Source organism: Stutzerimonas sp. NM35 (assembly GCF_054604355.1).
Genome location: NZ_CM137728.1, coordinates 596,967 through 620,104, shown reverse-complemented (window position 1 = coordinate 620,104; position 23,138 = coordinate 596,967). Strand labels below are relative to the sequence as shown.

Here is a 23,138-nt window from a genome sequence, read left to right as displayed (position 1 = left end):
GCACCTCCGAACTCTCCCGCGGAGGTCATCCCATGCTCACATCCTTAGTCCGCCTCGACTCTATGGCAAAATCCTGTCCGCCAACGGCTCTCGACTACGAAAACCGCATCATCGCGCAGGCTATTGAGCTACTGGAGCGCCGCTTATTCGCCGATGGCCCCCTACTGCTCAACCCGGAGGCTGTCAGCGACTATCTGCGTTTGAAGCTGATGCCAGAACCCAGCGAAGTGTTCGTCGCAGTATTCCTGTCCTCAAAACATCAGGTCATCGCCTGTGAAACGCTGTTTAGGGGCACAATAGACGCAGCTCAAATTCATCCCCGCGTGCTTGTTCAGCGAGCGCTTGCCCACAATGCCGCCGCCCTGATCGTCGCGCACCAGCACCCGTCCGGCTGCTCAGACCCCTCATCCTCGGACGAACGACTGACCCAGCGCGTGAAAAATGCGCTGGACTGCGTGGAAGTACGGTTGCTGGATCATTTCATCGTCGGCAAGGGCGAACCGTTCTCGTTCGCCTCGAATGGCCTGCTGTAGTCCTCGTCGCTGCGCGGCGCAATCTTTTCCCTACCTGCACGGAGTCGGCCGCCCACTCGGGCGCGCCGCCCTGCGCCTGCTTATCTCCGCACAGAAACCTTTTGGCTCCGCGTTGTTCTCCGGCTCGCGATTAAATCGGAAGGCCGTGATTCCCGTTTGTTTGTCGCCGTGTCCCTTTCCGTCGAGTCAACTGCCGACACAATCCACTTCACGGTAGCTTGACATGCCAGCCCCGCTTCCTTGCCCATCCAAACTGCGCATGTACGTACTTGCCACAGCGCTTTGCACAGCGCTGCTCGGCCCACTGGCGCAGGCCAAGAACATTCTCGTTGTTACCGATAGCCAGCACCCGGTACCGGCTACCCACGGCGTTCGGGTTATCGAGCTGGATCAGCCAGCCCGAATCAAGGCCGAGTTGGGTGCCCATCTGCCTGCCGACCCCACGCGCAGTACCGCCCTCGTGCAACGGCGACTAAAAGACGGCGGCAACTTTCTACAGACGCGCCTTGGTATGGCTTACCAAGGCGTGGTGGATGCCTGGAGCCTGGGCATTACCACGATCCCCGCTGTAGTGGTTGATCAACGCTATGTGGTTTATGGCGAGCCGGACGTCGCCAAGGCGGTTGCGCTCATCAAAGCGCATCAGAGAACGCAGCCATGATGTGTTCTCACCGCCTGCGCGCCGGCATCGCCGCCATTCTGCTGACGACGGGGACCCCGTCGTTCGCGCTTGACACCTCCACCATCGCATCCTCGACGCTCTCACCGGACTGTCTGGAATATCGCGTTGCCGGTATCTGTTTCTGGCTGCTCTGCACGTATTTCAGCTGCTCCGTGGAGACCTCGGTCAAGGTCAGGCATTACGTGCCCGACGCGGTTGTGTCCAGCTACTCGAACACTGGCGCGAATCCATGGGTGGATGTGCAGTCGATGAGCCAACCCAACGCCACGGCACAAGCCGGCGGCGATGGTACGACCAACGAGAACCACGAAAACAACCTGGCGAAGTTCAAGAACGCCGACGTGATCGGCCACCCCGGCGGCTATGTATTCAGCCAGTTCGCCTCCGGCTTCGGCTATATCTGCGAAGGTGCCGGCACCGCCTTCATGCCTTACCTGTTAAGCACCCTCGACACCATCGCGTGGCGCTACAACATCCCCGAGATGGTGTACCCCGAAGCGCTGACTCCAGGCGAACGCGAGATCGGCACCCGCACTGACCGCAACCTCTGGGGCAACGTCTATCCACGCGGCGGCTTCCTGCACCAAAGCGATGACTACATGGCCGGCGCGGTGGTGGCCCAACGTGCCGGGGATGTCGTCACCCGCCGCGGCCAAATCCACCTCTACCAGCCTCTGCTCGCCGATGCCGCGGACGGCTACTGGCCAGCCGGAGATCTGATCGAGAGCGACGCCACGACAGGCAAGTGGCAGGAATTGACACCGACGCTCTCCCGCACGTGCGCGGTCTTCCCTCACTCCGAAAACCGCGTGCAGGCGCAGCAGGGTGATTACGCCTGGGCGCTGTGGCGACCCTATAGCTGCTGCGAACGCGAAGGTCAGGTCTTTCTTGGCAGCGTCGATTTCAACTGAGGCAGGCCATGATGACCCGTTGCACTTCTTCTCCTGCTGTAACGCCGCGCCCTCTCCTTCTAACCGCTGTTTTGATGATGGCATGCACCAATGCATCTGCTCAGACCAGAGTCAACCAACATGGTGTGCAACACCAGGGCTCCGTGATCGGTGACGATGTGCTGTATTCGATCGGCGGCGGCCAGGCCGTGTCGATGACACCTGCGTCCAATATGCGCTCCATTGGCGTCGGCGTCGGCTGGGACAGCAATCTGATCTGCGGCGATATGTCTATCTCGACCACGATCCAGAACCAGTTGAACGGCGTGACCAACGGGTTCCAGACCATCATGTCCTCAGTCATTCAGAACGCTACGGCCGCCGTGGCGTCGTTGCCAGCACTGATCATTCAGAGGGCGGACCCCGGGCTATACAACCTGCTGACCAACGGCGTGCTGCAGGCTCGGCTGGATTTTGACCGTTCCAAACTGACCTGTCGCGCAATGGCGGAGAAAATGGGCGACATGGCCGGCGGCCAGATCGGATGGAGCCAGCTCGCCGATGGCATGGTACTTAGGCAAGCCGTTTCAAGTACCGACGCCGTATCAGCCATCGAGCAGACCGAATCTAGCCGCGGCAACGAAGGGGTGACCTGGGTCGGTGGTGAAAATGCGGGAGGCATGGGGCAGCGCCCGATTCGCGTCGTCAGTGATGTCACCCGCGCCGGTTACAACCTGGTTAACGGGCGCGATGTCGACGACACCAGCACAATCGATCCGAGCAGTTGCGGTGGCAACCTGACCTGCCAGACCTGGAACTCGCCCACCGCAGCCTCAGCCTGGGCCGTACGGGTGCTGGGCGAGCAAGAGCAGCGCACGTGCGAAGCATGCACCAAGACTATGACGATGCCCGGAGTCGGCCTGACGCCGCTGATCCAGGAGGAATACGAGGAGAGGCTCGAAGTACTCCAGGGGCTGATCGCCGGCAGCCAGCCCCTAAGCTTCGACAATTTACAGACGGCCGGCAGCGCCTCGCTGCCAATCACGCGCGGCGTGATTGAAGCACTGCGCGACGAACCCGATCAAGACATCCTGGCGCGGCGCCTCGCTTCGGAAATCGCCTTGTCTAGCGTGCTCGAAAAAGCATTGCTGATGCAACGTACCCTGCTGACTGGACGCAAAGAACCGAACGTTGCAGCCAACGAATTGGCGCAAAAAGCAGTTTCACGCGAAAGCAATCTACTCGACCGCGAAATCCATAACCTGAAAACCGAGCTGGAGCTGCGCCGCGAGCTGGCGAGCAATTCGCCCACTGCCATCATCCAGCGTCACAGCGCACGCTCTGCGGGCTCGCGAGGCATCTATCAAGGTGATCCGACCCGCGACCGGCTCGATCAGTTGCAGCGCCCACCAAGCAGCGGGAGCACTCCATGAGCATGGCGTGGCGGCGCCACTGGCTACGTCGCGCAAGTTTGACGCTGCTGTGGGTCCTTCTGCTACTGGTCGCGACAATCACTGCCAATGTCGTCGGCATCCACTTGGCCGGCGGCATCGAGGGTTGGCAGCAATGGCTGGATGATCATAGCGGCCATTTCCTGGCCTGGCGGCTACTGCTCTATGCCGGCACCACTTGGGGCTGGTGCTGGATGCGGCGCCGTGTACTGGCTCGCGAGGGGGAAACCGGCACTCACCGGCGCCTGCGGACGGCCGAAATCGCTGCCGTCATCGCAATAGCGGCACTGGAAATCAGCCAGTTCGTACAAGGCGGATAACCGGAGGCTGCAATGACCCTCTACACCACCGATTACCTTGAGTATTACCTGACGCTTGTCTCCTGGATCGTCCACAACGGCATTTGGGCAGTTCTCGTCGCCAGTGGCGTATTCGCCGTACCCTTTTTAGCGATCATCATTCAGGAATGGCTAAAGGCTCGCGCCGAAGGTGCCGACGAAGGCAACAAGGGCGCGTTGTCGGCCGTGCGCATCGAGAGCCGCGTCTATGTATCCATCGTGGTTATCCTGTTCGCGGGCATGCCGTTCATCGACGTGGATTTCAACACGCTCCAGTTCGATCGCACCCGCTCAGCTCAATGCCAGGTGAGTGTCCCAGTGCCTGCTGAGACAGGCTGGTCCCAGTCCTTCAGCACCCTCAACAACCAGTCGGCCAAAGTGCCGGTGTGGTGGGCCTTCATGCACACCGTCTCGCGGGCGCTCACCGGCGCTGCGGTGGCGGCGATCCCCTGCGGCACCGATCTGCGGCAGATGCGCATGGAGGTCGACGCCACCCGCATCGATGATCCAGTCCTCGCCCAAGAGGTGAGCGATTTCACTCACGACTGCTATGGACCTGCACGCGCCAAGCTCTTCATGAATCGCCCGACCCTGGACGAGGAACAGATGTACGACGTGACCTGGATCGGTTCGCGCTTCTTCCTCAACACTGCGGGTTACTACGACATCTACCGGGCAATGACGCCACGCGAGGGCTGGGCCTACGACAGTGCCCGCGATGCTGGGTTGACTGAGGTGCCCAGCGGCGCGGGTTATCCAACCTGCAGTCAATGGTGGTCCGGCAGCACGAACGGACTGCGTGCGCGCCTGCTCGGCCAGGTCGACCCCAGCTTGCTGACGCGGATCGGCGGCTGGGCCGGTTTCCTGTCACAGGATCAAGTCAACGATTCGGTGATTCGCGCCATCGCGTCGCCCCGGCAGCAGAAGCTCAACCAGGGTGCGGTCTACAGCGACTACGGCGGCCAGATCGAAATGACCATCCCCAATGTCGCCACCCGCGCCGTCAGTGACGCCGGGCTGACCATCGGCTCCATTGGGTTCTTCCCCGCGATGGATGCGATGCGGCAGGCGCTGCCGATGGTTCTGGCACTGCTAAAGATGGCACTGGTGATCTGCATCCCGTTGGTGCTGGTTATCGGCACCTACGATCTCAAAACCGTAGTCACGATCAGCATCGTGCAGTTCGCGTTGTTTTTCGTCGATTTCTGGTTCCAGCTCGCGCGCTGGGTCGACTCGACGATCCTCGACGCTCTCTATGGCTGGGGCTGGGGGTGGAACCGGCCGCATGCGAACTTCGATCCGCTGATCGGCTTGAACAACACTTTCGGCGATATGGTCGTCAACTTCGTGATGGCCACGATGTTTATCACGCTGCCCGCGTTTTGGGTTGCTGCCTTATCTTGGGTCGGTGTACGCACCGGCGGACTGCTACAAGGGCTCTCGGATGGCACACGACCGGTAAGTCAAGCAGGAGGAAAAGCGCCGGGAATGCTCTCAGGCAAACTCAGGTAGGCAGCGAACCCGACACCTAATGATGGCGTTAGTCATCATGCTGCGGGTCTGCATAACGCGAATCGGGAGCGTCGTTGTAAAGAGCCGGATGGTAGCCAGGATTGATCTTGTGTTCAGCTTGCTCACCGACCGCCCACTCTTCTGACGCACCATCATCGGAGTCGCGGGCCATCCATGCCGCAATCACTGCCACAAGAAGCACAAGCACCAACCAGAAGGCGGCGTATAGCAGCACACCAACCACCATCAGCTTGGCAATCCAGAGCAAGGCAGTAGCTCCACCAGCAGGTAAACCGTGCTCTACGAGCCAACCACTCATCTTCCGCTCTAGACGCAGGCATCCACACCACATCCGGCCGAATACTTGGCCAAGGTGCTCTGCGAATGAAGTCTGCGCAAAAGTTTTCATGGTGGTTACCTCATGGTCGTCCCGCTACGTCCTCTCAACATCGGGTCTGCCGTGCCTTTGATCGAAGCTCACATGGTTATTCAAGCGTAACGGGCATTTCTGCACGTCATCCATCAGACACCGTGGCGCGACCAAAACTCCGCAGGCGTTACGATGGGATACCGATTTGCCAGCGCTAGCAAGTCCTTGTCGCCGGTAATCAGATAATCGGCCTGCGCCGCCATCAGCGTGAGCAATACGAGCTGGTCAGCCGGGTCACGCAGGTCTGCCGCATGTTCGCCCTCCGGCTCGACGATATCGACCAGGAACATGAGGCTGTCGACCAGATCGCGGATCTCCACGGGGGTCATGCCGATTCGGGGCAAGCGCGGCAACACACGGGCCAGCTCGTCCAGGATGAAGTGCGAAAGCGCGACATCCAGACCGCCTTGGCGCCAGGCCGCCACAATGCGCCCCGGCACGCTGCCCGGATACGCCAAGCCCGACACCAGCACGTTGGTATCGAGCACGACGCGCAGCCCTGCCATCAGCCCCGCTTCCGCTCAGCCGCAACCGCAGCCTCGATCTCGGCCAGACCGTCCTCGACCGATACGCTGGCGTAGGCCTCGCCGATCCGGCCGCTCAACGCATCGAAGCGCTCCTGCATGCGTCGAATGCGGGCGAACAGCTCGGCGTCTACAAGGGCCGCAACCGGTTTGCCGTCCTTCTTGATGACGATGCTGTCGTTGCGGTATTGCACCTGGTTGAGCATCTCGCCCAGGTTCTGCCGGAAGCTCACGGCGCTGACTTCGGTAATCATCATCCACCTCGGACCATATCGGTCAATATGATTGATATGATCATTATGGTATAGGTTCGGCATGGTGTCCATCCGGCTGGCCTGTGTGGGTCACCACGGTAGAGGGGAAACAGCCTGCCTTCTCTAAACAATCCGGTTTGGATCATCACCGCATTGTCTGGTGCCAGCAAAGGAGCAACTGCCCGCACCAAAAGTCTGGAAAAGGGCAAGAGACTAGAAGTCACGAGGAAAGGCCCTGCCTGAACTGAGCAAAGCGCACGGCCAAACGTGCTCCTTCTAGGGGCGCCCTCAAAGAGCAATCACCCACACCGCATAGACGCTCGCGGATGGCCGTTCGCGCCTGCTATATCAAAGGATTCCAGCAAGGGCGCAAGGGAATGGGACTCAAGGGAAACGGGCTTACCCGGAAAGGGAAAAGGCCCTCGCCTGCCTCAACTCCAGGTGCCATCGATGCTCTCGCTATTCCAACGAAAACGCCCACCAGTAACGGCCTCGCTTTCCTCCACCGGAGACATGGAAAAAGGGCTGATGCGACCGGAGTCGGTCGCCGCCCTGCTGTCCACAGCGCGCCGGCAGAAACTGCTGGAGCACATCTGGCAACGCACCTCGCTCTCGCGCAAGCATTTCGCTTCACTCTACTTGGCTCCGCTGCAACGCTATGCCGAGCTGGTCCAGCAGTTTCCTGCGTCGGAAGCGCATCACCATGCGTATCAAGGGGGGATGCTGGACCACGGCCTGGAAATCGTCGCGTATGCGCTCAAACTGCGGCAGTCGTACCTGCTACCCAGTGGCACCACACCCGAGGACCAGGTCGTGCAGGCAGAAGCCTGGACCGCCGCCATAGCCTACGCCGCGCTGCTGCATGACATCGGCAAGATCGCTGTCGATCTGCACGTCGAACATGCCGACGGCAGCATTTGGCACCCCTGGCACGGCCCGCTGGCACGCCCCTACCGATTCCGCTACCGGCAGGATCGCGAATACCGCTTACACAACGCGGCCACGGGCTTGCTGTATCGCCAGGTGCTCGATGGCGAGATTCTCGACTGGCTCAGCACCTTCCCGCCACTCTGGTCCGCACTGCTGTACGTTCTGGCCGGCCAGTACGAACACGCCGGCGTCCTCGGTGAGCTGGTCATTCAGGCCGACCGTGCTTCGGTTGCCCAGGCCCTGGGCGGCGATCCTGCACGGGCTATGGCGGCCCCGAAGCAAGCGCTGCAGCGCAAGCTGCTCAATGGCCTGCGCTACCTGCTGAAGGAGGAGCTGAAACTCAACCAACCCCAGGCGTCGGACGGCTGGCTGACGCAGGATTCTCTGTGGTTGGTCAGCAAGACTGTTTCGGACAAGTTGCGCGCGCACTTGCTGGCACAGGGCATCGAAGGTATCCCTGCGAACAACACTGCCGTGTTCAACGTGCTGCAGGATCACGGCATGCTCCAGCCCACCACTGACGGCAAGGCAATCTGGCGAGCAACGGTCACGAGCGACGCAGGCTGGTCGCACACGTTCACACTGCTGCGATTGGCGCCGGCTCTGATCTGGGAGGGAGATGGTCGGCCGGAGCCGTTCACTGGCACTGTCGTGATTGAGGTAGAGCGCAACGATGCGACCACAGAATCATTCATCGATAGCGGTGAAACCTCACCCGTGGCGACCGCCGCACGTGCGGCCTCTGCTGCACCCGCTGCCGATAGCGTCGACGCCCTGCTGGCATTGCTCGGCACCTCAGATACCGAACCGCACCCACAGAGGCCGGAGGTTGAACCACCCCCAGCAACGGGCATCAATGACCCGGCCGCACCTTCCCAGGCGAACGATTCAATGCTGCCCCCTGCCGCTGTACTTCCGCCCATCGAAAACGGTGGAAACTCACCGGAGTCACCTTCCGGCGAACATTTCCTGGCTTGGCTGCGGCAGCGTGTACAGAGCCGCAAACTCATCATCAATGACGCCAGGGCCCTGGTGCACACCGTGGCCGACACGGCATTTCTGGTTAGCCCCGGTGTGTTTCAGCGCTACGCACAAGAGCACCCGAACACGGCCACGCTCGCCAAGCAGGATCAGGTTGCAGATTGGCAGTGGGTGCAAAAGCGCTTCGAAAAGTTGCAACTGCACCGCAAGCAGGTCAATGGTCTGAACATCTGGACCTGCGAGGTGACAGGACCACGCAAGTCACGACGACTGCATGGTTACCTGCTGGCAGATCCGAGGCATCTGTTCGAGGAAGTGCCGCTCAACAACCCGTTCTTACAACTTGGCGTTGATCGCAGCTGACCCGACTTGAGCAAGAGAATGTCGCTAGTGTGGACTACGAAAGTGCCGAAGCCTCGCTCGTTGCAACATACAACCATCTCTGGTCTCAGCAGCTACTCGGGCTTTTGTTGTCTGCTTATTTGCTCCCGGAGGCCTGGGTGGCGCCTCCAAACCTCCGGGTAAGCTGCGAATGAACACGCTACCGAGCGATCACCGCAGACTGCGCTGCTTGACCAGCATGTAGATCGCCGGAATGACCACAAGCGTCAGTACGGTGGAAGAAATCATCCCACCCACCATCGGCGCGGCAATGCGTCGCATCACCTCCGAGCCGGTACCGGTGCCCCACATGATCGGCAGCAGGCCGGCCATGATGGCCACTACCGTCATCATCTTCGGCCGTACTCGCTCGACTGCACCAGTTATGACTGCCTGGTAGAGATCAGCCACCGTTAACTGCTCGCCGGCTGCTTCCCGTTCGGCTCGGCGCTCGGCGAGCGCATGGTCAAGGTAGATGAGCATGATCACACCGGTCTCGGCAGCCACGCCAGCCAGGGCGATGAAGCCCACCACCACGGCCACCGAGAAGTTGTAGCCCAGCGCCCACATGAGCCAGATACCACCCACCAGCGAGAACGGCACCGAGAGCATGACGATCAGCGTCTCGGTAAGCCGGCGGAAATTCAGGTACAGCAGCAGGAAGATCAACACCAGGGTCAGCGGCACGACGATTTTTAGCCTCTCCGCCGCCCGCTCCATGTATTCGAACTGGCCGCTCCAGGTCACGTAGTAACCGGGTGGAAAGGTCACCTGATCATTGACCGCCTGCTGTGCCTCTCGCACATAGCTGCCGATGTCGCGGCCGCGAATATCGACATAGATATATGCTGAGAGCAGCGCGTTTTCGGTACGAATGCTGGGCGCGCCCTTGGAAACGCTGATATCGGTGAGCTGCCCGAGCGGAATTTGTGCGCCGCCCGGCGTGGGCACCAGCACCTCGGTGGCAATACGCTGCGGGTCGGAGCGCAGCTCCCGTGGGTAGCGAACGCTGACGCCGAATCGCTCGCGCCCTTCCACGGTCGTGGTCACAAGCTCGCCGCCCAACGCAGTGGCTATGACCATCTGCACCTCCCCCACCGTCAGGCCGTAGCGGGCCAGGGCATCGTAGTCGGGGGCAATATCAAGATAGAAGCCACCCGTGATGCGCTCGGCAAACGCGCTGGTTGTCCCGGGCACCGCCTGCACAACCGTCTCGATCTGGGTGGCCAGCCGCTCGATCCCGGCGAGGTCCATGCCGAACACCTTGATGCCAATGGGCGTTCGTATGCCGGTAGATAGCATGTCCAGGCGCCCCTGAATGGGCATGGTCCAGCTGTTGGCCACACCCGGAAACCGGAGCGCTTCATCCATCTCGGCGATGAGCTTATCCATCGTCATTCCCGGCCGCCAGTGCTCTTCCGGCTTGAGGTTGACCACCGTCTCGAACATTTCGATCGGGGCCGGGTCGGTGGCCGTGGCCGCGCGGCCCGCCTTGCCGAATACCGAGGCTACCTCGGGAAAGCTCTTGATGATCCGGTCCTGCACCTGCATGAGTTCCGCAGCCTTGGTGATGGACATGCCCGGGAGCGAGGCCGGCATGTACAGCAGCGTGCCTTCGTTGAGGCGCGGCATGAATTCGCTGCCAAGCTGGCGCGCCGGCAGGATGCTCACGCCCAAAACCACGAGCGCCACCACGATGGTTGTCACCTTCCATCGCAGCACGATATGGATGATCGGGCGATAAATCCAGATCAGGAAACGGTTCACCGGGTTCTTGTGCTCGGGGATGATCCGCCCGCGCACGAACAACAGCATCAGCACCGGCACCAGCGTCACCGAGAGTAACGCCGCACCCGCCATGGCGAAGGTCTTGGTGAAGGCGAGCGGCGAGAACATCCGTCCTTCCTGGGACTCCAGCGTGAACACCGGTAGGAAGGAAACGGTAATGATCAGCAGCGAGAAGAACAGCGCCGGCCCCACCTCGCGGCAGGCCTCGATGATGACCTGCGCCCTCGGCTTGTCCGCTGGCGCCCGCTCCAGGTGCTTGTGCGCGTTCTCGATCATCACGATGGCCGCGTCCACCATTGCGCCGATAGCGATGGCGATGCCGCCCAGGCTCATGATGTTGGAATTGAGCCCCAGCCAGCGCATGACGATGAAGGCGATCAGGATGCCCACCGGCAGCATGAGGATGGCCACCAGCGCACTGCGTACATGCAGAAGAAACACAATGCACACCAGCGCGACGATGATCGACTCTTCCAGCAGCGTGACCTTGAGATTGTCCACGGCGCGCTGGATAAGATCCGAACGGTCGTATACCGGCTCGATCTCGACACCTTCCGGCAGGCCGGGACGAATCTCCTCTATCTTGGCCTTCAGGTTGTCGATCACGTTCATGGCATTTTCGCCGTAGCGGGCGACGGCGATGCCGCCGACCACCTCGCCCTCCCCGTTGAGCTCGACCACGCCGCGACGCTCATCAGGGCCGAGCTCGACGCGCGCCACATCGCGCAGCAGAACCGGCACCCCGCCCGCGGCCTTGAGCACCAGTTTCTCGATGTCCGCTGCACCACGCAAATAGCCGCGACCGCGCACCATGTACTCGGTCTCGCTCATTTCCACGATGCGACCGCCCACGTCGGCATTGCTGGTCCGAATGACGTCGGAAATGCGGCTCAACGGGATGTCGTAGGCCTGCAGCTTCTGCGGATCGACGGTGACTTGGTACTGCTGGACGAATCCGCCGATGCTGGCGATTTCGGACACACCCTCGGCCTTGGTGAGTTGATAGCGCACAAACCAGTCCTGCAGCGTGCGCAGCTCCGCAAGGGTATGCCGCGCACTGGTCAGCGCGTATTGGTAGACCCAGCCAACGCCGGTGGCGTCCGGCCCCAGCGCCGGTGTCACTCCAGCTGGAAGGCTCTTGGAGGCGAAGTTCAAGTACTCAAGCACCCGCGAGCGTGCCCAGTAGATATCGGTGCCGTCCTCAAAAATCACATAAACGAAGGAGGCGCCAAAGAACGAGAAGCCCCGTACCACCTTGGAATTGGGTACCGAAAGCAGTGCCGTGGTGAGCGGGTAGGTAACCTGGTCCTCTACCACCTGCGGCGCTTGCCCCGGAAACTCGGTGTAGACGATCACCTGCACGTCGGACAGGTCCGGCAGCGCGTCCAACGGGGTTTTCACCACGGCGTAGACGCCGGCGCCGATAATGATCAGCGTGGCGAGCAACACCAGGAAGACGTTGCGAACCGACCATTCAATGATTCTGGAGAGCATATTCAATGCCCCCCATGGGAGTTGTCGTGGTCATCCGGCATGACATGACCGGAATGTGCTCCTGGCTTAGTGTGGCTTTCGTGGTCATGCACATCATCCGGCGAAGCATGAGTCTCGCTGCTCCCGTGACTGCCCCCATGATTGTCGTCGCTGCTTTCAGTGTGGCCAGCATGGCCGCTGTGTGCGTCGTCATCGGTCGGGGTGGCGGCATGGCCAGGACTTTCGTGGCTCCCATGATCATGGGCATCGGCTGCCGCCGACTTCGGGCTCATGCCGCTCAGCGCTGCCTTGAGGTTGCTCTCGGCATCGATCAGGAAGTTGGCCCGCGTGACCACGGACTCTCCCTCGCCCAGCCCTTCAAGCACTTCAAGAAAGCCGTCTGCCAGTCTGCCGGTGAGCAGTTCGCGCGGCTCGAAGCGACCCTCACCCAGGGCGACCAGTGCGACCTGCCGAGTGCCGCTGTCGATCACCGCCGAGTCGGGAACCGCGAGCACGGGTGTGCGCTCCCCAGCAGCCAGCTGGGCAGTGCCAAACATGGCCGGCTTGAGCAGGCCGTCGGGATTGGACAGCTCGATACGAACCTTTACAGTGCGGGTCTGCGGCGAGAGATCGGGGTAGATGAAGGTCACCTCGCCAGTGAAATGGCGGCCTGGATAGGCGCTGACCGTGAGCTGTACCGCTTGCCCCGGTTTTACCAACGCCAGGTCCTGCTCGAATACCTCAGCGATAAGCCAGACGGTATCGAGGTCCGCAATTCGGTAGAGAGCGTCCCCGGCCTGGAAGCGCATGCCTTCCAACGCCGGTTTGTCCAGTACGACCCCATCCACCGGAGCGGTGATCGTCAAGGTACGGCTGGTTTTGCCGGTACGGCGCAAGCGCTCAAGCTGTGCTTCGCCAATATCCCAGTTGCGTAGCCGCTGCATGGCAGATTCTGAGAGTGAGGCGACCCCCTGCCTGGCATTCGCACTGCCAGCCGCTAGGCGCTGTCGTCCAGCATTGGCGATCAAGAACTCCTGCTGCGCCGAGACCAACTCGGGGCTATAGACGTCTATCAACGGCTGGCCCTTACGGACCGGCTCACCGGTGGTGTTCACATGGAGCTTCTCAATCCATCCGTCGAACTTCGGCGCCAGGGTGTACTGGCCACGCTCGTCCACCTGCACCGTACCGACGGCACGCACCGTGCGCGTGAGCACGCGGCGCTCGACCGGCGAGGTCAACACACCCAGTAGCTGGATCTTCTCGGGACTGATGGTTACGGTACTTCCGGATTCCTCACCCTCGTAGACGGCGATGTAGTCCATGCCCATGGAGTCCTTCTTCGGCACTGGCGAGGTGTCCGGCAGGCCCATGGGATTACGGTAGTAGAGAACCTTGCGCTCGCCCCGCGCGCCAGCGGGCGCCTCGTTGGCATACACCGGGATGTAGTCCATCCCCATCGGGTCCTTCTTCGGCACCGGCGAGGTATCGGCCAGGCCCATGGGATTGCGGTAGTAGAGAGCCTTGCGCTCCTGTGGCGCGCTGCTACCGACGGCCGCTGAAGGTGCGGGCTTTTGCGCCATCATGTAACCGCCTGCAAACCCGGCGATTGCGGTGGCGAGGGCAAATGCGCCGGCGCCCAGAATCATGCTGCGTTTCATAGCTCTGCTCCGACAAGACGCTCCAGTTCCACCACCCGTACGCGCTGCTCCAGTTCATACGAAAGGAGCGACAGCCGCAGTTGACGGATCTGTCGCTGGGCATCGAGCAAGGTGGCGAAATCGACGTTGCCGGTCTGATAGCTGGCGAGCGCCGATTGATAGGTGAGTTCCGCCTGCGGCAAGAGCGTTCTTTCGGTTAGCGCGTGCTGCCGAAAGGCTGTCTCCAACGCCGACCATGCTTCACCGACGCTACCGGCGAGGCGACTGTTGACCGCTTCGCGCCGCGCCTCTGCGGCATAGCGCATTGAGACGGCCTCGCGCTGCTCGGCGCTGCGGCGCCTGCCCCACAGTGGAACGTTCATCTCCAGCATCAATTCGAATTCTTCTGCGCGGTTGCCCATCTGCACAACGGCGGTGCCGACGGTGATATCCGGAATCCAGTTTCGATTCGCGAGCTCCTCGGCGCGCCGGGCTTCCTGAATCCGTGCATTGAGCTCGGCCACTTGAGGATTGCCGCCAAGGATTCTCGCCTGCAGCTCCGCCAGGGTAGGCACCGCGGCAGGCAGCGCGGACCAACCGGCAGGCGTCGCCAGCGGCGCGTTCGCCGGGCGGGCCAGAATACCGTTGAGCCGCGCCGCAGTACCGCGCCGGTCACGCTCCAGCGTTAGCAGCTCGCTCTGCAGGCTGCTGTGCTCGGTCTGCGCCTTGATCACGTCTTGTTGCGGTGCAAGCCCGACCCGGTAGCGCGCCTCGGCGATGCTCTCAAGCTCATCCACCAGGCTCCGCAACTCCTCGGTCACCTGGGTGGCGGCATGGGCGTACTGGTATTCGTTGAAGGCGAGTTTGACCAGGCTTCTGAGCTCGACCCGGCTCAGGCGCTCGCGCGCCACCGCCTGCTCTGCGCCCGCCTCGGCGATCTCGCGGGCAAGCCCTCGCTTGCCGCCCAGCGGAAAGGTCTGACGGAACGCGTAGCGTGTGCTGCCGACGCCGCTCGGCGAGAGGCTCGGGTCGTCACGGGCGATACCCATTTCTTCGAACGTGAGCATCGGATCAGGAAGCGAGCCGGCCACGTCGGGCCGCTCCCAGGCGGCCTGTCTCTCATACCCTGCAGCCCGCAGCTCAGGGCTCTGGCGTTCGAGCAGGTCGAGCAGCGGAGGCAAGGTGGCGCCAAATTCGGCTGACTCTGGTGCGGCTTGAACACTGCCGCTCAGAACAAGGCCCAGGGTGACAGCAGCCAGCAGCACTCGTTGGCTGCCAGGCAACGGTTGAACGATCCAGTTCATAGCTTCCCCTTTCTGCTATGCCGGCCCCTTTGATCGCAGCGCCGAAAGCCAAAACCTTTCCCAGCTTCGGCTAGGTCCACCAGGCTCTCTCTCATCGCGCAGAGCGAAAGGTGCACCAATGAGCCACTTCCTTTTCTCAAAATATTCATCAGATCTAGCTCCGTAGCACGCGGAGTCGGCACAAGGAAAAGCATGGGCTCGTTAGTGATCCGAGCCTCGAATTAAGAAGCGTTTTTTATTGCCTGGCTTTATTGCAGATCAGGCCTGTCATGCAGATGACCTGGACATTACATCGATGTCAGCTTTTTCAAAGCAATACTGATATGCCGAAAATCCAACACGGAGATCTGGCGCAACGAGACTTGCGTTCTTAAATATTAACTTTTTAAAAAACATTAGCCGGACAAACCAATCAATTACAACAATATAATCCTGAAGTCATCCACCTGAAATCCCGCCAAGCTTATAATGCCAGCGACATTTTAATCAGGAGTTGAACATGAACACTGGCAGAATCATGGCCGCATTATCATTGATGACGGTAACTTCGCTGACCATGGCTGGAGGTAGTTCGGATAGCACTTATGGAGAAATGATTCGCGCAAACGAAAAGGCGATGCAGGAATACGCCATCTCCACCGGAAAGAATCCACCAAAAGTAGTGCACTATCGTTATGGAATGGAGCTAGACATTGCCAAAGTCATCCAAACCACACGAACTGACATAACTTGCAATGAGGTGATACCAGCACAGATGACTTACGAGGACTCCAAGGGCAACTTAAATATTCTTGAATATCATGTAGCTGGAACTAACTGCCCGGGATAACACAAGGAGCGTTCAACTGTCGAGCGGCATGAAGGCCGCTCGCATATGATTACGCTATATACCAGAGAGATAACCCACCTATCGCTGAGCTTTCAGCCGACTTTATGTATCGCGTCCAACAATGCGGGTCAGGGGCATTGAAAGCTGTGATACCACTACCGGCTAGTGGTAACACGGCAGCTACCTGACCAGCGTCACGCTGTATACATGCCAATCACCTTGCAGACATGCAAAACTCCGCCTACATCCATATCTAGCGTGCCAGACAGCGGCGATCCCGATGAAGTCAGTGCGCTTGGTGAGCCAGTGACCGATAACGGTAGAGCCTGATCTTGCTCAGCGCCCATTTCGACAGCTTGCAGGAAAGCAACCATGCCTCAAATTTACTCGTCACTCATGCCTCAAACAGACATACCGGTGGCTTTGATCTGGTCAAGGCTGCCGGGTATAGCGTTTGGCACAGTTCAGTATCGACGAGCCTTGGTGCTAAGCGGCATCTAACGCATCTGAAGATGCGTTTACCAATGCGAACACGGATAAGCGATTTACTACTCAACTCCGGCACGTGGATGTTCCATGGGGGGCATCAATGGAACATTCGTGCGCCTTCGCGGGCGAAGCATGCACTACGGGGAATGGGCATCAAGAGCACCGACGTCGCCTCCGGCTAAAACTTCAGCGTTACCGACAGTGCCCTCTGCCTCCTAGCTTATAACTGTCTTCGTCCTCTCTGACTCAAAACCATACCCGGATGCCAGCGACAAAGCGCGCCTCTGAAACATCCCCGTCCTCCTCACGCACCAGGTCTGCAGTGTTGCCATAGGAGCGGCTCCAGGAAACACCGATATAGGGCGCGAACTGCCGGACGATTTCATAGCGCAGACGCAAACCAAGTTCGGTATTGGCCAGCCCCGACCCTACGCCTCGTTCTGGGTCGTTCTTACCGTAGAAGTTCACCTCGGCTGTCGGCTGAAGAATCAGCCGGTTGGTAAGCAAAATATCGTACTCACCCTCGAGGCGAGCTGCGGTCTGGCCATTCTCACCAATAAATGCGGTAGCTTCTGCTTCGAAAGCATAGAGCGCCAACCCCTGCGCGCCAAACGCCGCCCACGTCTGTGGTGAGTCCGGCTTAAAATCCTGGCGGACGCCAGCAACCACATCCCACCAGGGTCCGATCGAGCGCCCGTAAAGTAGCTGCAGTTCGGCATCCTCAGTAACGCCGTTGGTGCGCTCCCCCTCCGAGCGAAACCAGACCCGGTTGATATCGCCGCCAAGCCAGCCGGAGGCGTCCCAAGCCAGGGCGCTACCGTCATTCGCATCCTGATACTCAAGCTGATCAAGAAGAAAAAAGCCATTGATGGCGCTGTCATGTACCTGATGGCCGGGCAGCGGCGGAAACGCCGCCTTCCGGTCGGCGTCCGTAAGAACCGGAATGGGCGTACGACTGGTCGCTCTCGCAACGTCAGCGGAGCCATGGTTCATCTTGGAATGATCCATGGCGCTATGATCCATCTCACCCATTTGCCCTTGCATGGCGCCGTGATCCATCTTGCTGTGATCAGCCGCAGGAGTCTGGTTCTGCGACGTTCGCACCCTGGTTGGCTGGCTATGATCCATGCCTCCCATTGCGCTCGGTGCAGAGCCATGATTCATCTGGCTATGGTCCATGGGCATGGAGCCATGGACCATCGCGGAATGGTCCATTTCAGCAGCTACGGTGAAACCACCGCTGAGGGCGCTCAGCGATACAGCCAGCGCTATGAACGAAGGACGCGTGATCCTAGTGGTCATGGTTCGAACCTGCCTCGGCTTTGCCGCCATGCCCACCCATCATTTTTTTATGATCCATCCCATCATGATTCATGGAACCGTGATCCATAGCGCCATGGTCCATTTGCTTCATCTGGGATGTCTTTTCTTGCGACGCAGGAGCCGCTTTGCCACCAGCACCCTTGTGCGTTTCAGCCGAGTGCTGGGCATGCTCGTTGTGATCTTGATTTGCCATCGAGGTAGGGACGTACAAGGTGGCTATCAGGCTCAGCACGGCGACACCACCAAACAGCGCTTTTCGTTTCAGCAAATTGCTCATTGAATCTCTCCTCTACTCGTCCACACGAACTTCACGGAACATGCCCATTTCCATGTGAAGCAACAGGTGGCAGTGGTAAGCCCAACGCCCCAATGCATCGGCCGTCACGCGATAACTACGTTTCGAGCCCGGCGGGATGTCGATGGTGTGTTTGCGCACCAGAAAGTTGCCGTTCTCGTCTTCAAGATCACTCCACATGCCATGCAGGTGAATTGGGTGGGTCATCATCGTGTCGTTGACCAAAGTGATACGAACACGCTCGCCATACTTGAGTCGCAGCGGTTCAGCATCAGAGAACTTGATACCGTCGAACGACCAAGAAAACTTCTCCATGTGCCCGGTGAGGTGCAGTTCAATGGTGCGGCTCGGATCGCGGCCGTCCGGATCGAGGAAGGTGCTGCGAAGATCAGAGTAAGTGAGGACTTGACGCCCGTTGTCACGCAGGCCGATTCCCGGGTCGCTCAGATTTGGCGCCGGCGTCATGGTCTGCATGTCAACTAAAGGGTTATTGGTTTCGGAAGCCGGGTGCGACTGCATCGTGCCATGGTCCATCCCCGCCATTTGACTGTGATCCATACCGGACATGCTGCCATGGCTCATGCCTGCCATTTGGCTGTGGTCCATGCCTGCCATCTTGCTGTGATCCATACCGGCCATAGAGGCCATCCCGCTCTGCATAGAGCCATGCTCCATGCCATCCATGCTGCCGTGATCCATGCCCATGTCGGCCATTGAGATCAGCGGACGAGGGTCGACCTCTGGGACAGGCGCGCTCAGCCCTTCGCGAACCGCCAAGGTGCCCCTGGAATAGCCGGTACGATCCATGGATTGCGCGAAGATGGTGTAAGCCTGCTCGTTTTCGGGTTCGACGATGACGTCGTAGGTTTCGGCCACGGCGATGCGGAACTCATCGACACTGACCGGTTTGACGTACTGTCCATCAGCCGCAACCACCGTCATCTTCAGACCAGGAATACGAACATCGAAGTAGGTCATGGCTGCAGCATTAATGAAACGCAGCCGAATTTTTTCGCCCGGCTTGAAGATGCCCGTCCAGTTGCCGTCCGGCGCCTGGCCGTTCATGAGGTAGGTGTATGTGTAGCCACTGACGTCGGCGAGATCCGTAGGGCTCATCTTCATCTCGGCCCACATCTTGCGGTCGGCAATAGCAGCGGACCATCCCATCTCGCTCACGTCATCAATGAAGTCACCGACGGTGCGTTTGTGATAGTTGTAATAGTCCGATTGCTTCTTCAACTTTGCCAGGACCCGATCCGGATTCTCGTCGGTCCAGTCGCTCAACAGCACCACGTAGTCACGATCGTAGCTGAAAGGTTCGGGATCTTTCGCATCGATCACCAAGGCACCATAGACTCCGGCCTGCTCTTGGAGGCCCGAATGGCTGTGGTACCAATAGGTACCATTCTGGTTGACATCAAATTTGTACTCGTACATGCCGTCCGGAGCGATGCCATGGAAGCTCAAGCCAGGCACACCGTCCATGTTGGCCGGCAGGATAATGCCGTGCCAGTGAATGGACGTATCCTCATGCAAACGATTGCGAACCCGAAGAGTGACCGTATCTCCTTCCCGCCAGCGCAGGATCGGCCCTGGAAGTGAACCATTGATAGTCATTGCGGTGCGGGCCGCGCCCGTTATGTTTACTGGAATCTCACCAATGAACAGATCAAAGTCGTTACCGGTCAGCACGTTAGCTTGTCCTGGGCTAGTGACCGCCCAAACCGGCACGCGCCACATGCCCAGGCCACCAAGTATTCCAGTTGCGGCTAACCCTTTGATGAAAGTTCGCCTTGTGGGTTTTCTATGCATATTTCTTCATCCAATTATTAGATGAGCTGGTAGTTCATAATCCAGCCTCGGGCTTGTAGCGCCCTGATGGACATTTAAAGCACGCAGTAACTCAAACAACTTGCTGATCAGTCCTGATAAGCGAAATTACAAGATAGCAACCATGCTCCACTCATTAAGCGGGGCAGTACTTTTACGTTAGGCGCTTAACGTATCTCTACCTTGCCGACCATTCCCGCTTGATAGTGTCCCGGAATATTGCAAGCAAACTCCAGATTCTTGGTTTTCGAGAACGTCCAGATCAACTCTTCGCGGGCGCCGGGTTCGATCAGAACACTGTTCGGATCATCGTGTGTCATCCCGCCATCCATTTCACCTTCCATATGGCTCATATCATGAGCACCAGTCGGGGTAAGCATGCCGCTGCGAAACATCGCAATCATTTCTTGCTCGTGCGCGGCATGGGTGGCCGAGTAGCCGAGGTTGAATTCATGAAGCAGGGCTCCATCGTTATGCAACACAAAACGGACAGTCTCACCTGCCTTTACTTCAATCGTCTCAAGCGCAAAGACGTTATCGCTCATTCGTACCTCAATGGTGCGATCTACCGCCTGCGCGTCTCCTGGTTGCCCAAAGTCGAGCGCATGACTATGGCCGGGGGCGGCCATTGCAGCAGTAGCGCTGAAGACCAAACCAAGTGCGGAAAAAAGGGAAAGAGAATAAATTTTCATTGGCTGGAGCTCATTCAAGTTATTGAGGAGTACCCAAGAGTAGGACGACTGACCTGCCGGCTGGCTTACCCTGAAATTACATTTGTGTAACCTTCAGCATGCCTCTTCGCCAAAAGCCGCAGGCAGAAAAAAGGCGCCCGAAGGCGCCAATAGGCCAAGGAGCAATGTGGAGGCCTGGAAAAATTTACTCGCCATAAAGCCGTTCGGAGCCCCACTGCATCGAGAGCACAACAGATACCCTGCAAACTCTAGACACCCAGTTCTGTCAGCCACCTGAAGCGGACGTTACATTTTTGTAAGCTTCTGGTTGAGGGTCCTAATTGCCTGCACACTCAGGCTGTCGAGTTTCGGAGTCTGTACGCATGAAATTACTGGTAGCTGAAGACGAACCCAAAACCGGGGCGTATCTGCAACAAGGCCTGACTGAAGCCGGATTCAACGTTGACCGGGTCATGACGGGTACAGATGCGCTTCAGTACGCGCTGAGTGAAACCTACGACCTTCTGATCCTGGACGTGATGATGCCCGGGTTGGATGGGTGGGAGGTGCTGCGTATGGTCAGAGCAGCAGGGAAAGACGTACCGGTATTGTTCCTGACAGCACGTGATGGTGTGGAAGACCGCGTCAAGGGTCTTGAGCTCGGCGCGGACGACTACTTGATCAAGCCGTTTGCTTTCTCCGAGCTTCTGGCAAGAGTAAGGACCTTGCTTCGCAGGGGCAGTGGCTCCCCTACCCAGACCACCCTGAAAATTTCGGATCTCCAAGTGGACCTGCTGAAGCGCCGTGCCATCCGTGCCGGAAAGCGTATCGATCTGACCGCAAAGGAATTTGCGCTGCTGGAATTATTGATGCGCCGCCGCGGCGAAGTACTGCCGAAATCCCTGATTGCCTCTCAGGTATGGGATATGAACTTCGACAGCGACACCAATGTCATCGAGGTCGCGGTACGCCGTCTGCGCGCAAAAATAGACGACGACTTCGAGCCCAAGCTGATTCAGACCGTGCGCGGCATGGGCTATATGATGGATGCGCCGGAATGAGCGTGCGCCACCTTTCGCTGACGGCCCGCATGAGCCTGATGTTCATGTCTGTAGTGGTGGTGGTTCTGACGATGGCCGGCCTGAGTTTTAACGTGCTCAGCCAGCATCACTTCGAAGTGCTGGATCGACAGGCCCTGGTCGAGAAGCTCGAATCGACCCGACACATCCTTAATAACGCACGCAGCGACGCAAGCCTCACCGAGGAACTGCCGCAGTTACGAGCACTGCTCGGTGCCCATCATGATCTGGCGGCGACCATCCTGAGCGGTGATGGCAGGGTACTTTTTTCCGACCCCAAGGCGGCCGATGTCCCGGAAAGCTTCAGGCATGCGGAAGAGCAAAACATGTGGGAATGGCAGAATGCAGGACTCCTGTATCGAGGGATGACTGCGCAAATTTCAGTGGCAGATAAGTCCGAACCCCTCACAGCTCTGTTGATTCTCGATGTCACGAGCCATGCGCACTTCTTCGAGACCCTGCAGCGATGGTTCATTGCCGGGCTAGTAATCAGCGCCCTGATCAGTGCGGCTTTAGGCTGGGTGGTTGTTCGAAGCGGGTTAAGACCTCTTCGGCAAGTGACCCACCTCGCAACATCGATGTCAGCCCGGTCGTTACAGGAGCGAATCCCGCTAGAGCCAGTACCACTGGAGCTGCAGCAGCTCGTTCTTTCCTTCAATGCGATGCTGGGCCGCCTGGAAGATGCCTTCATCCGGCTGTCCAATTTCTCGGCTGATATCGCGCATGAACTGCGAACCCCTGTCAGCAATCTCATGACCCATACCGAGGTAGTGCTCACCCGGAAGCGGGACCTCGATGCTTACGAGGAAAATCTCTATTCCAACCTGGAAGAGCTGAAGCGGATGTCACGCATGATTGACGACATGCTCTTCCTGGCAAAATCTGACAACGGACTAATAGTTCCCGAACAAGGCTCAATCGAACTTTCCAGTCTGACTTCCAAACTTCTTGATTATTACTACCTACTGGCTGAAGAACGCGGCATACACCTCTCAGCCACAGGCAGAGGCGAGATACTGGGCGACAAGTTGATGCTCAATAGAGCGCTTTCCAACTTGTTATCCAATGCGCTGCGTTATACCCCGGTCGGGGAAAGCATCTCGGTAACGATTAGCGGGACGGAAGAGACGGTCATCGTCAGCGTCGAGAATCCCGGTGAGACGATCAAGCCAGAACACCTGGACAAACTTTTCCATCGTTTCTATCGGGTCGACCCAGCGCGGCGCGAGGGCAGCCCAAGCAATGCCGGCCTCGGTTTGGCAATCACAAAATCCATCGTTGAGGCCCATAAAGGCAGAATCTGGTGTACCTCGAAAGATGACGTGACTGGCTTCCATATGCAATTCCCCGCTAAACCGTATAGTAGCAAAGAAAAACATATTTAATATCAGATAGCTGCAGCGCACGAACAACCTTACAACATTGTAATGTAAGTCATCGAAACAGACGGACTCCAGACCGGTCTATCGAGTGGGCTTAGCTGATGAAAGCCTCTGCCCGCTTAAGGCTCA

20 protein-coding genes are annotated in these 23,138 nt (G+C 58.9%); 10 read left to right on the top strand and 10 right to left on the bottom strand.

Features of this window, described 5'->3' with window-relative positions:
• Positions 1-32: 32 nt before the first annotated feature.
• From radC to ACYCFC_RS02915, 6 genes are all read left to right on the top strand, one after another.
• Entirely contained in the window at positions 33-533 is a 501-nt protein-coding gene (gene radC / locus ACYCFC_RS02940; protein WP_373278838.1) for a RadC family protein, read from the top strand.
• A 259-nt stretch (positions 534-792) separates the two neighbouring features.
• Positions 793-1,194, top strand: a complete 402-nt coding sequence (locus tag ACYCFC_RS02935) for a TIGR03757 family integrating conjugative element protein (protein WP_446686655.1) — start codon at positions 793-795, stop codon at positions 1,192-1,194.
• The gene (locus tag ACYCFC_RS02930; RefSeq protein ID WP_180983605.1) at positions 1,191-2,126 is read left to right on the top strand and encodes a TIGR03756 family integrating conjugative element protein; all 936 of its coding nucleotides are present in this window, start codon (positions 1,191-1,193) and stop codon (positions 2,124-2,126) included. The genes ACYCFC_RS02935 and ACYCFC_RS02930 overlap by 4 nt, the downstream gene beginning before the upstream one ends.
• Positions 2,127-2,134: 8 nt before the next feature.
• Positions 2,135-3,538 carry an integrating conjugative element protein gene (locus tag ACYCFC_RS02925; protein WP_373278837.1) on the top strand — a complete coding sequence of 468 codons (1,404 nt, stop codon included), beginning with the start codon at positions 2,135-2,137 and terminating at the stop codon, positions 3,536-3,538.
• The gene (locus tag ACYCFC_RS02920; protein ID WP_102857147.1) at positions 3,535-3,876 is read left to right on the top strand and encodes a hypothetical protein; all 342 of its coding nucleotides are present in this window, start codon (positions 3,535-3,537) and stop codon (positions 3,874-3,876) included. The genes ACYCFC_RS02925 and ACYCFC_RS02920 overlap by 4 nt, the downstream gene beginning before the upstream one ends.
• Positions 3,877-3,888: 12 nt before the next feature.
• Positions 3,889-5,406 carry a conjugal transfer protein TraG N-terminal domain-containing protein gene (locus ACYCFC_RS02915; RefSeq protein ID WP_102857146.1) on the top strand — a complete coding sequence of 506 codons (1,518 nt, stop codon included), beginning with the start codon at positions 3,889-3,891 and terminating at the stop codon, positions 5,404-5,406.
• Between the two features lie 28 nt (positions 5,407-5,434).
• On the opposite strand, the gene ACYCFC_RS02910 is transcribed toward ACYCFC_RS02915, so the two are convergent.
• The 3 genes from ACYCFC_RS02910 to ACYCFC_RS02900 form a co-directional block, all read right to left on the bottom strand.
• The gene (locus ACYCFC_RS02910; protein WP_102857145.1) at positions 5,435-5,815 is read right to left on the bottom strand and encodes a DUF3742 family protein; all 381 of its coding nucleotides are present in this window, start codon (positions 5,813-5,815) and stop codon (positions 5,435-5,437) included.
• A gap of 113 nt (positions 5,816-5,928) precedes the next feature.
• The gene (locus ACYCFC_RS02905; RefSeq protein ID WP_102857144.1) at positions 5,929-6,342 is read right to left on the bottom strand and encodes a putative toxin-antitoxin system toxin component, PIN family; all 414 of its coding nucleotides are present in this window, start codon (positions 6,340-6,342) and stop codon (positions 5,929-5,931) included.
• Positions 6,342-6,617 carry a type II toxin-antitoxin system Phd/YefM family antitoxin gene (locus ACYCFC_RS02900; protein ID WP_232244006.1) on the bottom strand — a complete coding sequence of 92 codons (276 nt, stop codon included), beginning with the start codon at positions 6,615-6,617 and terminating at the stop codon, positions 6,342-6,344. Before ACYCFC_RS02900 ends, ACYCFC_RS02905 begins: the two co-directional genes overlap by 1 nt.
• A gap of 447 nt (positions 6,618-7,064) precedes the next feature.
• Between ACYCFC_RS02900 and mobH the strand changes: the two genes are divergently transcribed.
• Complete coding sequence (gene mobH, locus ACYCFC_RS02895) at positions 7,065-8,888, top strand: MobH family relaxase (protein ID WP_200587481.1); 1,824 nt, start codon at positions 7,065-7,067, stop codon at positions 8,886-8,888.
• A 189-nt stretch (positions 8,889-9,077) separates the two neighbouring features.
• On the opposite strand, the gene ACYCFC_RS02890 is transcribed toward mobH, so the two are convergent.
• Genes ACYCFC_RS02890 through ACYCFC_RS02880 form a run of 3 tightly spaced genes read right to left on the bottom strand, consistent with a single transcriptional unit; the run spans position 9,078 to position 15,072 of the window.
• A complete protein-coding gene (locus ACYCFC_RS02890) occupies positions 9,078-12,188 on the bottom strand; it encodes an efflux RND transporter permease subunit (protein WP_181067717.1) in 3,111 nt (1,036 codons plus the stop codon).
• Between the two features lie 2 nt (positions 12,189-12,190).
• Positions 12,191-13,828, bottom strand: a complete 1,638-nt coding sequence (locus ACYCFC_RS02885; protein WP_003280473.1) for an efflux RND transporter periplasmic adaptor subunit — start codon at positions 13,826-13,828, stop codon at positions 12,191-12,193.
• Positions 13,825-15,072: a TolC family protein gene (locus ACYCFC_RS02880; protein ID WP_313308951.1), complete on the bottom strand. Its 1,248-nt coding sequence runs from the start codon at positions 15,070-15,072 to the stop codon at positions 13,825-13,827. Before ACYCFC_RS02880 ends, ACYCFC_RS02885 begins: the two co-directional genes overlap by 4 nt.
• Positions 15,073-15,610: 538 nt before the next feature.
• On the opposite strand from ACYCFC_RS02880, the gene ACYCFC_RS02875 reads away from it, so the two are divergent.
• Complete coding sequence (locus tag ACYCFC_RS02875) at positions 15,611-15,940, top strand: DUF2790 domain-containing protein (protein ID WP_003280469.1); 330 nt, start codon at positions 15,611-15,613, stop codon at positions 15,938-15,940.
• 735 nt (positions 15,941-16,675) lie between these two features.
• Here ACYCFC_RS02875 and ACYCFC_RS02870 read toward each other — a convergent pair.
• From ACYCFC_RS02870 to ACYCFC_RS02855, 4 genes are all read right to left on the bottom strand, one after another.
• On the bottom strand, positions 16,676-17,731 hold the full coding sequence (locus ACYCFC_RS02870) for a copper resistance protein B (protein WP_459653099.1): 1,056 nt from the start codon (positions 17,729-17,731) through the stop codon (positions 16,676-16,678).
• Positions 17,721-18,029 (bottom strand): hypothetical protein, encoded by a 309-nt coding sequence (locus ACYCFC_RS02865; protein ID WP_003287672.1) that lies wholly within the window; start codon positions 18,027-18,029, stop codon positions 17,721-17,723. Before ACYCFC_RS02865 ends, ACYCFC_RS02870 begins: the two co-directional genes overlap by 11 nt.
• A gap of 12 nt (positions 18,030-18,041) precedes the next feature.
• Complete coding sequence (locus ACYCFC_RS02860) at positions 18,042-19,859, bottom strand: copper resistance system multicopper oxidase (RefSeq protein ID WP_003280464.1); 1,818 nt, start codon at positions 19,857-19,859, stop codon at positions 18,042-18,044.
• A 185-nt stretch (positions 19,860-20,044) separates the two neighbouring features.
• A complete protein-coding gene (locus tag ACYCFC_RS02855; RefSeq protein WP_003280462.1) occupies positions 20,045-20,569 on the bottom strand; it encodes a cupredoxin domain-containing protein in 525 nt (174 codons plus the stop codon).
• 362 nt (positions 20,570-20,931) lie between these two features.
• Here ACYCFC_RS02855 and ACYCFC_RS02850 point away from each other — a divergent pair, with 362 nt between their 5' ends.
• Both ACYCFC_RS02850 and ACYCFC_RS02845 read left to right on the top strand, forming a co-directional pair.
• On the top strand, positions 20,932-21,609 hold the full coding sequence (locus tag ACYCFC_RS02850; RefSeq protein WP_003280460.1) for a heavy metal response regulator transcription factor: 678 nt from the start codon (positions 20,932-20,934) through the stop codon (positions 21,607-21,609).
• Positions 21,606-23,012, top strand: a complete 1,407-nt coding sequence (locus ACYCFC_RS02845) for a heavy metal sensor histidine kinase (protein ID WP_459653098.1) — start codon at positions 21,606-21,608, stop codon at positions 23,010-23,012. Before ACYCFC_RS02850 ends, ACYCFC_RS02845 begins: the two co-directional genes overlap by 4 nt.
• Positions 23,013-23,138: the final 126 nt, after the last annotated feature.